The sequence below is a fragment of the Ignatzschineria sp. LJL83 genome (assembly GCF_054871845.1).
Window position 1 is genome coordinate 210,464 of sequence record NZ_JBTXLY010000002.1, and the last position, 12,673, is coordinate 223,136.

At 33.8% G+C, this 12,673-nt stretch carries 7 protein-coding genes and 2 pseudogenes; 8 read left to right on the forward strand and 1 reads right to left on the reverse strand.

Annotation, left to right across the window (positions count from 1 at the left end):
* Positions 1 to 423: 423 nt before the first annotated feature.
* The 8 genes and pseudogenes from ACYSN2_RS02790 to ACYSN2_RS02825 all read left to right on the forward strand — a co-directional run bounded on the left by ACYSN2_RS02790 (position 424) and on the right by ACYSN2_RS02825 (position 12,420).
* Positions 424 to 3,273 carry an SNF2-related protein gene (locus ACYSN2_RS02790; RefSeq protein ID WP_461748736.1) on the forward strand — a complete coding sequence of 950 codons (2,850 nt, stop codon included), beginning with the start codon at positions 424 to 426 and terminating at the stop codon, positions 3,271 to 3,273.
* Positions 3,274 to 5,046, forward strand: coding sequence for an AIPR family protein (locus ACYSN2_RS02795; RefSeq protein WP_461748737.1), 1,773 nt, complete (start codon positions 3,274 to 3,276; stop codon positions 5,044 to 5,046).
* Positions 5,047 to 6,726 carry a site-specific DNA-methyltransferase gene (locus ACYSN2_RS02800; RefSeq protein WP_461748738.1) on the forward strand — a complete coding sequence of 560 codons (1,680 nt, stop codon included), beginning with the start codon at positions 5,047 to 5,049 and terminating at the stop codon, positions 6,724 to 6,726.
* Complete coding sequence (locus ACYSN2_RS02805) at positions 6,723 to 9,518, forward strand: DEAD/DEAH box helicase (protein ID WP_461748739.1); 2,796 nt, start codon at positions 6,723 to 6,725, stop codon at positions 9,516 to 9,518. Before ACYSN2_RS02800 ends, ACYSN2_RS02805 begins: the two co-directional genes overlap by 4 nt.
* 458 nt (positions 9,519 to 9,976) lie before the next feature.
* Positions 9,977 to 10,831: a DMT family transporter gene (locus ACYSN2_RS02810; RefSeq protein ID WP_461748740.1), complete on the forward strand. Its 855-nt coding sequence runs from the start codon at positions 9,977 to 9,979 to the stop codon at positions 10,829 to 10,831.
* A gap of 71 nt (positions 10,832 to 10,902) precedes the next feature.
* Positions 10,903 to 11,251: pseudogene (locus ACYSN2_RS02815) on the forward strand (GNAT family protein).
* A gap of 177 nt (positions 11,252 to 11,428) precedes the next feature.
* A complete protein-coding gene (locus tag ACYSN2_RS02820) occupies positions 11,429 to 11,842 on the forward strand; it encodes a MarR family winged helix-turn-helix transcriptional regulator (protein ID WP_461748741.1) in 414 nt (137 codons plus the stop codon).
* An 89-nt stretch (positions 11,843 to 11,931) separates the two neighbouring features.
* Positions 11,932 to 12,420 (forward strand): hypothetical protein, encoded by a 489-nt coding sequence (locus ACYSN2_RS02825; protein ID WP_461748742.1) that lies wholly within the window; start codon positions 11,932 to 11,934, stop codon positions 12,418 to 12,420.
* Between the two features lie 141 nt (positions 12,421 to 12,561).
* On the opposite strand, the pseudogene ACYSN2_RS02830 reads toward ACYSN2_RS02825, so the two are convergent.
* Positions 12,562 to 12,673, reverse strand: a pseudogene (locus ACYSN2_RS02830) (IS5/IS1182 family transposase); the annotation flags it as partial.

The following is a 12,673-nucleotide window of genomic DNA, read 5'->3' on the forward strand; positions in this document are numbered from 1 at the left end:
ATGATAAAAAATTTAACTAGCTCATTCATCGCAATGTAATAAATTTTTGCTCATGCAAGACTTACCAATCAGTCATTTGAGGATATTAAATTAATTAAAAAAGTTACTGAAAAGCTAGCAAGTCATCAGTTTATCGTCGCCAAAATGATTCGTAGTTTAATCGCATCAAGGCGGATGCATTGATTCTGTATTTAAAAATGAAGTATTTGGCGTTGTATCAGGAGTGGGTCAGTACATCATTCAGAAAGGGAGATAATCAAGTAAATTTAGACAATATAGTGGTACTTGTTAAAAAGTATTTGAAATCAGTGGTTGGCAGAGCATGTCTAATTAGGTTTTTAAATATATGTGCGGTATGTACTGAAAAATATAATTAGGGCTGTTAGTATATTGTGTTTTCATTCCCTTTTATAAAATAATATTATGTTATCTGTCCAACAAAAGCTTTATTTTTCATGGTTTTTAACAAAACAGTCAGCTCATAATTCAGTTGAATCATTGTCATCAATATTAGTTGATGCACGTGTTGATCTCAATCCTCATCAGGTTGATGCTGCTTTATTCGCGTTTAAAAATCCATTATCTCAAGGAGTATTACTCGCAGATGAAGTAGGTTTAGGAAAAACAATTGAAGCAGGTTTAGTGATTGCTCAGACTTGGGCTGAAAGAAAAAAACGTATTTTGATTATTACACCAGCCAATCTTCGCAAACAATGGTATCAAGAACTTTATGATAAGTTCGGTTTAAAGGCTGTGATTTTTGAAGCAAAGATTTATAATCAGCTTAAAAAAGAAGGTGGTATTAATCCTTTTATTCAAGATGACATTATTATCTGTTCTTACCAATTTGCAAAATCGAAAGCCAATGATATTAAAAACATTGCTTGGGATTTAGTAGTAATAGATGAGGCGCATCGTTTAAGAAATGTATATAAAAAACAAAATGTTACTGCTAATATTATAAAGCATTCTTTAGAGCATGTTCACAATAAAGTATTACTGACAGCAACACCGTTACAAAATTCATTATTAGAGCTTTATGGTCTAGTTAGTATCTTAGATGAGCGAATTTTTGGTGATTTAGAAAGCTTTAAAAGTCAATTTATTACGGGCGATAAGGATGTAACACTTCCTCAACTTCGAGCTAGGTTGGCTGCAGTGTGCAAACGAACCCTGAGACAGCAGGTTCAACCTTTTGTTTCGTATACAGCACGACGTGCAATTGTACAGGACTTTACCCCATCAAGAGAAGAGAAGCAGCTAAGAGAATTGATTGCTGAATATTTACGTCGACCAACTTTGCAGGCGTTGCCAGTAGGGCAAAGACAGTTGATTTCTCTTGTATTGTGGAAGTTACTTGCGTCGTCAACTCAAGCTATTGCTGGTGCTTTATCAACAATGATTGCTCGTTTAGAAAATAAGCTGCTAGATCAAGACTCTAATATTCTAGATGAGTTAGATGATGATTATGAAGCTTTGATAGAATCAGGAGATGACTATGATGAGCTTGTTGAAGAAGATGAGATTTTATCAGTTCAAGAAAAGCAAGTAATTGAACTTGAAATATCAGAGCTTAAAGAGTTTCAAACTTTAGCTATAAATATTAAACAACAGTCTAAAGGACAGGCTTTACTTACAGCTTTGGAAACTTCATTTGAAGGTTTGCAAGAATTAGGGGCTGAAAAAAAAGCAATCATTTTTACGGAATCTAGACGAACCCAAGAATATCTCACTGATTTGTTAAAAGACACAGCTTATTTTGAAGGCTTAGTTTTATTTAATGGTGCCAATAATGATGCTAAAGCGAAGAAAATATATAAAGAATGGGTCGAGCGTCATAAAGGGACAGATCGTGTGACAGGTGCAAAGACTGCTGATATACGTGCTGCATTAGTTGATTATTTTAAAGAACAAGGTTCTGTGATGATTGCTACAGAAGCAGGCGCGGAAGGGATTAATCTACAGTTTTGTTCCTTGATCATTAATTATGATTTGCCTTGGAATCCACAACGTATTGAACAACGTATTGGGCGTTGTCATCGGTATGGACAAAAGCATGATGTTGTGGTTGTGAATTTTGTGGATCGTAGTAATGAAGCTGATTCTCGTGTTTATGAATTATTGTCTGAAAAGTTTCAACTTTTTGATGGAGTATTTGGGGCAAGTGATGAAATTCTAGGCACTATTGGTTCTGGGGTGGACTTTGAAAAACGCATCGCGGAAATTTATCAGGAGTGTCGTGAACCTGTAGAAATAGCACAAAGCTTTGAGAATTTGCAAAATGAACTTTCAGCTGAAATTAATGAAGCGATGCTAAATACCCGTAATTTATTGATGAATCATTTTGATGAAAATGTTCTTTATAGAATTAAATCTGATGCTATTCAAATTCGACAAAAATATGAACAATATTTATTAGCACTTCTTAATGATGAGTTTAATCGTAATGAGGCAAATGTTGTATTTGATGAAAGTGGATTTTGGCTAAATGATGAAATTACTATACATGGAACTCTATTTAATGCTGGTAGATATGATTTAGCAAAATCAAATACACATGAGCATGTTATACGTTTAAATCATCCTTTTGTACAAACGTTATTGGATAGCTATAAAACTCAGATTCTAACACCTACGAAACTTGTATTTGACTATGAGTCTTATGGTTTTCAGGTATCGAGTTTAAAGTCATTCATTGGTCAATCTGGCATTTTAATTGCTGAGTTGTTGGAAGTATCAAGCCTTGGATGTTTTGAACAACATCTTGTGTTGAGTGCTATAACTGATTCAGGTGAGATTTTGACAGATGATGATCCGGAAAAATTATTGAAATTGCCAATAGCATCTCAAGCTGATATTAAGAAAATTATTTTGTCTTCACAAATTTGTTTAGAACAGGAAGATCGTAAAACTAAAATTCTTGAAGATGTGAATATAAGAAACCTTGGTTTTTTTGATCAGGAAATTATCAAGCTTGATGGTTGGGCAGATGATTTAAAAAATGGACTTGAAGTTGAGATTAAGGAAACGGATAAAGCGATTAAAGAAGCAAGAAAGTCAGCGACGATTGCAGCTTCATTACAAGATAAGCTAAATTGGCAAAAGGCACAGCGTGAATTAGAGATGAAACGTACCAAATTGCGTCGGGAATTATTTGATCGCCAAGATGAAATTGATATGGAACGTAATGAGTTAATTGGTCAATTAGAGGGACAACTTGAACAGCAAGTTCAAGTGAAAAAGTTATTTGAAATTGAATGGGAAATTATTTAAATGAGCCAACCACATGAACTTAAGTTGTTATGTAATGAGTTAGAGTCGAAGTTTCAAGGGGAAATCATTGGAGAAGGTACTAATGAAGGTGCCAAAAAAAGTAATTTTTTGACTAAGGCATTGTGTGCATATTTTTTACATGCATATGCTGATGCTGATATTCATCAAGCAGCCAAGAGCATTGTAGATGGTCGTGAAGATAATGGAATTGATGCGATTTTTATAGACTCAGATAATATAATTTGGTTACTACAATCAAAATACATAAAAAATGGTAATCAAGAACCAGATTTGGGTGATGTCACTAAATTTACAAAAAATGGTGTGATTGACTTACTTGATATGAGGTTTGAGCGTTTTGCTACAATTTCATCTCAATTAAGAAGCCAAATTGAACATGCATTAGATCAACCAGACGTGCAAGTTAAAGGCGTATTGGTACATACAGGGAATGTATTACATGAAGATAGAACAAGACAATTTGCAGATATTGAAAAAGATTACAATGATGATACCCGCCCTGAATATATAAAATTCCATGATTTTGGATTGCAAAAAATGATTAATTTATTTTTGCAGCAGAGGAATCAAGTTGAAATTAACGAGTCTAATATTGTGTTAGAGAATTTTGGGAAAAAGACACAACCTTATATTGCCTATTATGGAGTGATGGATGCAAAGGATTTATGTGTGGTAGGTCGAAGATATGGTGAACAATTAGTTGATCGAAATATTCGTGTATATAAGGGGTCAACGAAAGTAAATAAAGAGATTGAATATACTTTATTGAATGACACAAATAATTTCTTTTATTTCAATAATGGTATCACTTTTTTATGTACTGACATTAGAGAAAAACCACCTGTTAGTAGAAATAGGAAAAAAGGAGTTTTTGATGTTAAAGGACTTTCTGTGATTAATGGTGCCCAAACTGTTGGTACAATAGCTTCAAAGAAAGAGTCATATTATCAAGGGAAGAATATAAAAGTTTTGGTAACATTTATTAAGTTAGACGATTTAAATTCATCTGTTTCACAAAAAATTACTGAGTACCGTAATTTACAAAATAATGTTGATTTAAAGGATTTTTCATCATTGGATGAGAAACAACAACGATGGTCAGAAATTTTAAATATTTCAGGATTGAACTACATCATTAAAAGTTCTTCAGAGAATATTGCATTAACAGATACGGTTTTAACTTTAAAAGAAGTAGCTCGTTATTTAGCGTGTTTCTATACAGGTGGAAACTTCCCAAATTTTATTATTGCTGCAAATAGTAGTGTTGATAAGTTATTGAAAAGCCCGTTATCAAAAAAACGTAGGCGAGAAGATGACCCATTAAAAAATGCCTATGACGACTTATTTCATGATAGCTTGAGATCGAGTGAGTTGTGGAAGTTAGGGCAGGTTGGGCAAATTACATTAAAAATTATAAAAGACAGAGCCTTAACTGAGAATAATCTGATTGATAATCAAGAATTATCATCTAGATCTATATTGGAAGAGGGGAAATTTATGATTTTGCATCTTGTGTATATTCAAATTAAGTCACAGCTTAATTTAGCTACCCCATTCTTATCTTCGGATGAACAGACGAAAATTTCTCAGCAAATTGACGTTATTGCGGAGAAATTAGTGCAAGTGATTAATACTGAAACTTGGGATAAACGAGCATCGAGTATTTTTACTAATCTCAGTGATTGTCGTAGAATTAAGGGATTAATGATGGCTGCGTTGGTGGCTACTGAAACTACTTTGGAAGGTGTATAAATGACCAAAACAAAACTTGAACTCACTTGGATTGGTAAAGACAAACGACCACGTTTAGAACCACGAATTTTATTGGAAGATCCTGCTAAATCTTACCATGCAGAAACTAAAATATCTGAAAATGATATCTTTGATAATAAATTAATTTTTGGTGACAACTTGCTCGCACTTAAGGCCTTAGAGCGTGAATATGCAGGTAAAGTCAAATGCGTTTTTATTGATCCTCCTTATAACACTGGTAGTGCATTTGAATATTATGATGATGGGCTTGAGCATTCGATTTGGTTAGGTTTAATGAGAGATCGCATTGAAATTATCTATAATTTATTAAGTGAGGATGGAAGTTTATGGGTAACACTTGATGATAATGAAATTCATTATTTTAAAATAATGTGTGATGAAATTTTTGGTAGAAATAATTTCTCTTGTTCGATTATTTGGGAAAAAAGAAAAAGTAGAGAGAATAGGCGGGCCTTTTCCTTTAAGCATGATTATGTTTTAGTATTTGCTAAAAATAAATTTATTTTTGACAAAACTCGTAATCCTATTGGTTTAACCGAGGAAGTATTAAAAAGATATAAAAATCCCGATGAAGATTCTAGAGGCGTATGGCAATCAGTTGCTATTACTGCCCAAGCTGGGCATGGTACTGCATCACAGTTTTATCAAATAATTACGCCTAGTGGAAGAGTTATAGATCCTCCAGCAGGAAATTGTTGGCGATTTACCCAAAAGAAGCTAGCAGAGTTAATCAGTGACAATAGAATTTATTTTGGACTTAATGGCAGTAATGTTCCAAGACAAAAGAAATTTTTAAGTGAGAGTGGTGATACTGGTTTGACGCCTGAAACGATTTGGTATGCTGATGATGTATCAACTAATGACCAAGCAAAAAGGCATTCCAATATCTTATTTGATGGGAAAGGATTTGATAGCCCTAAACCTGAAGAGCTGTTAGAAAGAATTATTCATATTGCAACAAACAAAGGCGATTTAGTATTAGATTCCTTTGCTGGTTCTGGAACAACTGGTGCTGTGGCACATAAAATGGGTCGTCGTTGGATTATGGTTGAGCTAGGCGATCATTGTCATACCCATGTAATTCCACGTTTGAAAAAAGTTATTGATGGTGAAGACAAAGGTGGTGTTACCGAATCTACAGGCTGGCAAGGTGGAGGTGGTTTTCGTTATTACAAGCTTGCACCAAGTCTCATGAAAAAAGATCAATGGGATAACTGGGTGATTAATCCTGAATATAATCAGGAAATGCTTGTTGAAGCAATGTGCAAACTTGAAGGTTATGCCTATATACCATCAGAAACTGAGTACTGGAATCATGGTCACGGCAGTGAAACTGATTTTATTTATGTGACGACACAAACTTTGACAGATCAACAGTTGCAGGCTATTTCTGAGGAAGTTGGGGATGCTCGCACTTTACTGATCATAGCTAGTGCATGGCGTTCTAAAAATATCGATAGATTTAGTAATTTAACATTAAAGAAAATACCAAATAGTATTATTAAGGCTTGTGAATGGGGGCATGATGATTATAGTTTGAATGTTCAGAATTTACCGATGTCAAAGCCTGATATTGAAGGTATTAAAATGGTTAAGAAATCAAAAAATATAAAAGAAACAGATCAGCTAACAGGTGATTTATTTGGAGATCAAATATGACTGTATCAATTCAACATTCTCAGCGTAATCCTGTTGCTCAAGTTGTTAAAGATTTAAAGGCACGCTTATCTTTACGTGCACCTCAAGCTGAAAGTTTAGAGAAGCTTGATTTAGCCATTCAAAATGCTAAAGAGTTGCTGACTAAACAGGGACGAGATGCGGAAATTAATGAGCAAACATTAGTAAAATTACAAACGGTATTTCCTACGTTAGTTGATTTTGAGAGAGATTTTCCAAGTATCTGTTTTAGTTTAGCTACAGGTGTAGGAAAAACACGTTTGATGGGGGCTTTTATTGCCTATTTGCATTTAGCTTATGGGATTAATAATTTTTTTGTCTTGGCACCAAACTTAACAATTTATGAAAAATTAATCACAGATTTTACTCCGAATACGCCTAAGTATGTTTTTGCAAATTTAGTACAGTTTAACTTTCAATCTCCGATGATTATTACAGGTGACAACTACGATAGTCGTGATACTGCAACTGCGAGTTTATTAGGACAGGTAAGGATTAATATATTTAATATTTCAAAAATTAATAGTGAAGTTCGTGGTGGTAAAGAACCTCGTATCAAGCGTATGCGTGAAGTGCTAGGCGAAAGCTATTTTAATCATTTAGCTGGTTTAGATGATTTAGTACTTTTAATGGATGAATCACATCGCTACCGTGCGAGTGCAGGGATTAAAGCAATTAATGAGCTTAATCCATTGATAGGGTTAGAATTAACAGCGACACCATTTGTTGAATCAACTAAAGGCCCTATTGCATTTCAGAATGTAGTGATGGATTATCCATTAGCTCGAGCAATGGAGGATGGCTTTGTCAAAGAGCCTGCGGTGGTTACCCAGCGAAACTTTGATCCCAAAGGCTTAACCACAGAACAAATTGAAGAAATTAAGCTTAAAGATGGCATTCGCTTACATCAAATGACTAAGGTACATTTAATTAACTACGCACAAAATACGGGGCAAGCAAGAGTTAAACCGTTTGTACTTATCATTGCACGTGATACTATCCATGCAGCTCAGTTAAAAGAGCGTATTGAATCTGATGAGTTCTTTAAAGGTCAATATAAAGATAAAGTTATTCAGGTTGATAGTAGCACGAAAGAAGAAGAGACCACGCAACGCTTACTATCTGTTGAAGATCCAAATGAACCGACAGAAATTGTTATTCATGTAAATATGTTAAAAGAAGGATGGGATGTAACAAATCTTTATACAATTATTCCTTTACGCGCTGCCAATGCACGTACTTTAGTAGAACAATCTATTGGGCGTGGTTTGCGTTTGCCTTATGGGAAACGTACAGGGATAGAAGAAGTGGATCGCCTGAGTATTGTTGCACATGATCGATTCCAAGAAATTGTAGATGAGGCGAATCGAGAAGATTCTATTCTTAAATTAAAGACATATATTCTTGAACCTGAAAATGAAGAGCAAGAAGTTATTAGTGTGACTAGCACATCTCGTTTAGATGCGCTGTTAGGTACTGGGTATAGTCAGAAAACCGATACTCAAGAAACTGTTGTTATTTCACAAGAACTTGAGTTAATTGATGAAAATGTCGATGCAAAAAAACCGAGTAAGGGGTTGGATTTGGCAGATCCAAATGTAATTCAGACAATTCAGCAAGTGAAGAAAGAAATTCAAGCTCAATCTAAAAATATTGGCATAGTGAAACATAGTGAAGATTTAACTCGTTATGAAGTTCAAACTCAAATGGCGGCAAATGTATTTAAGGCAATGAAGGAACGTGCTTCAAGCATGGTACAAGAGTTAGACTTTTGTGAAGAGCAAAGTAACAAAAAACTTCTATCTGAAGAAGAAGTACTAAAAATCATTCAGCAGGTTACTGAAGTATATATTAAAAATACGATTGATATTCCTCGTATTTCAGTTACACCCTCTGAAGATGTGACAACAGGTTTTAATCTATTTCAGTTAGACATGCAAGGTCTACATCTTCAACCGCAAGAACGTGAGTTAATAGGTCAAAATTTAAGTGACAATAAAATTTTTAGTATTAAAGCCGATGAAGTCTTAAATGAAAAGAGTCCTCAGGATAGGATTGTTTATGCTTTGATTGATTTCGATGATATTGATTACTTTACTCAATCGGAATTGTTATATGACTTGTCTAATCAAATGGTAGATTATTTTAAAACTTATTTGACTGATGATGAGGTCATGCAGGTTGTCGAACAAAATTATCAAAACATAGCGAATAATATTCATGGTCAGATGCAAAGCCATCATTGGGAAAAAGCATCGAGCTATGATGTCGTGATTAATCGAAGTTTTGTTGAGTTAAAGCATCCTAGTTTTACGGCCTTGAAAGATATACCTCCTCAAAATATTCGCGTAACGCCAACGAAAGACATATCTATTAAAAAAATGCTATTTACGGAATTTTCTAAATGTCTTATGGTATTTCAGAAATTTGATTCTGACCCAGAAAGGCGTTTCGCAATTATTTTAGAAAGAGATAGTGAGAAATGGTTTAAGCCAGCAAAAGGTCAGTTTCAAATTTATTATAATTTTCAGGGGGATCAATCGGAATATGTTCCAGATTTTGTGGTTGAAACTGACAAGTATTATTTGCTTGCTGAAGTAAAAGCAGAAAATGAGATGGCCTCAGAAGATGTAATAATCAAAGCACAAGTTGGGAGTGAATGGTGTAAAAATGCTTCGGCAGTATCAACTAAACCTTGGCATTATTTATTGATCCCACACAATGAGGTACTCGAAAGTAAAAAACTAGATGACTATTTAAGATTTACTTACTGAGTATAAAAACTGTCCCCATTTTGTCCCCATCGCTTGAAATTTAATATCTAGGTATATCGAGTGAAGTGTATATAAATCAAATAGATAATATAGTATATAGTGGTGTAAGTAGCTGAGATTTACCACCTATGTCCACCAATCAGGAAAAGCCTACTTTTTAGTAGGCTTTTTTATTACCTATTTTTTAGGTTGGAAATCATTTATCGCTATACTTTTATCTATTAAATTTCTATTTTTTAAAATTTGGTTTGTCATAGATGTTTGAATCTAGGAGAATAAATGCTGAATTCAACCATAATTTATTTGTAAGAAGGATTAGATATTTCAAGTAGTAGATTTTATCTGATAGGCATATATGAAAATATTCTATACTTTGCTACTTTATTTTGAATTCATGATTCAATGACTTTCTGGTAACTCTAGTGATAGAGCATTACCTATTAATTGGAATATTCATAATGCTGTTAAATAAACATTCACTTGCTTCTCAAGGTGCAACTTCTAGTTTTATCCTGCTATGGGGCTCAGCGGCGATCTTCACAAAATGGGGATTAGATAATGCCTCTCCCATGTCTTTACTGATACTTCGATTTGGCATAGCGCTAACGGTTTTGCTTTTAATCGCTTTATTTAGAAGAAAATTATTACCTCAGCAAGGAACAAGTAAACAGGTTATTTTGACCGGATTTTTAATGATAGCAGGCTATTCAATCTGTTATTTCAAGGCTATGTCCCATGGTGTTACTCCGGGTTTAATTGCCACTATCATGGGAATCCAGCCAATCTTAACGCTCTGTATTATTGAGCGAAAAATGCAGAAAATGAGAGTTTTTGGCTTGCTTCTAGCTTTAGGTGGCTTAATTCTATTGGTATGGAAAAGCTTATCAATCTCTTTTATTGCACCTATGGGTATTGTTTTTGCATTGGCTGCTTTGTTATGTATGACTTTTGGGGCAATTATGCAAAAAAATGACAAGCAAGCTCCGATTGATGTTTTGCCACTCCAATATGCAATTAGCTTGTTAGTGTGCGTTATGCTTCTGCCTTTTGAAAATTTTGAAATCCGTATAAATATGCAACTTATTATTTCAGCTCTGTTTTTAGGGCTATTGATCTCAGTAGTTGCGCAGCTGTTGCTCTATAAATTATTAAATAAAGGAAATATCGTAAATGTAACCAGTCTTTTTTATTTAGTACCGATTGTGACAGCTATACTCGATTATGTACTACTAGGTAATAAATTACCTTTTGCGGGGTTGATAGGGATGGGTGCAATCTTATTAGGCTTAATAGTAGTGTTTAAAAATAAATAATGACTGCTAAATATAGCGCTCATAGTGACCAATAGTCTCATAGAGTCTCATAGAGTCTCATAGGTTAAAATATGATTAAAATTCAATCAGCTACTCCATCGGAATATGATGCTCTTATTATAATTTGGGAATCCTCTGCACGTGCAACACATGATTTTTTACCAGAATCGGATATTGAACGTTTAAAACCACTGATTAAAGAGCAATATATGCCGGATGTAAACCTATTGGTGGCTATGGATGATAATGATATCCTTCTTGGCTTTAAATGAACTACAAATTGATGAAGTAGATGTGAATGAGCAGAATCCGCAAGCCATCGGTTTCTATCAATCTATGGGCTTTAGTATCGTTGGGCGTTCAGAAACTGATGGAGAAGGAAATCCGTATCCTATTTTGACGATGAGATATGGTCAATAAGCCAAAAATTATCTTATAAATAATATGTATTCATTGTCTTTGAGTAAAGAGAAAAGGATGTTTTAAAGAGCGACTGAAGTATGTGTAAATGATTGTAATATAGGTTTTATTGATTGCTTAGTATTTGTATGATCATTGACTACTCAATTAATTTATATACTTATTAGTAGGTGGAATATGAATGCAGTCAAATTTTTATTGCAACAAAACTATATTGAAACTCAAATAAATAAACAGCTAGATTTGGCTTTAAGCGTGCATGGCGTGAGCTTTACTGAATTTATAGTACTGCATTATCTGAGAGAAGCCTCTGAAAATAAACTTAGTCGTATCGCATTAGGCAATAAAGTCGGGCTAAGTCCGTCGGGTATTACTCGTTTATTATTGCCTTTAGAAAAAACTGGAATAGTTAAAAGGGATATAAATCCACGAGATGCAAGACAAAGTTTGATTGTTTTAACAGAAAATGGCGAAGAGCTAACAAAAGAAGCAACAAAGACTATTGAGCATGTTTCAGGAGAGATTTTTGCATTTCTGACAGATGAAGAGATTTCAACGTTATCTTCTTTGTTGGGCAAACTTAAACTTTAGGGAGGAGGGTTTAAGTAGGTTTTGTTGAAATATTCTTAATTATTAGGATTGATGCATATACCGACATGATGTTATCGAAAGGAGCTTTTATGCTTAATTTTTTTAAAGCCTTTATTTTGTTATTGTTTATTTCCTTTTTTGGAATTGTCATTTTTATGCTGATAGACAACGGCTCTGCAATGTCTAGAGAGCCTAAAGAAAATACTGCTCAAAATATTGATGTGGGAAATATACTTGTTAGGCGTAATATTTTAAGGCAATTTAAACAAGTAACTCCTCTAGAAGTTGATGAATTTACTACTCTGCTAGATGCAAAAATTAGAGATAATCATTTAGTGCTAATTTATAAAATCATGGATACAACTAAAGATGAGCTTTCTGGTGAAGTAGGAGAGCAAATGAGAGAGGAAGCTAAATTTTCTCTCTGTGAAGAAGATGCAGCTGATTTAACTAAAGATTATTTTAAGGGTTATATCTATAGCTATCAGGATGAAAATGGAGAACTTTTGCATTCATTTCGAATTCAGTTTTCTGAATGTGATTATTCTAATTTAGAAGTGAATTCTGATGAGTTATGAAAGGAAGTAGGCATATAAAAACGAAATAATCCATTGAATAATAGAGATAGAAAATAGCATTAGTGGTTTTACTTCTAACTTATCGATATCAAATGTAAGCAAATGCAAATATAAAAAGTTATAGTTGGGTCTGTTGAACATTCATAATTTCAACCAAATATAAGCACAGGCTAAAGCAACATTACTGATATAGCTATTTTTCAACTTATCATATCGTGTTGCTAAACCTCTGAAATGCTTTAAAGTTGCAAAC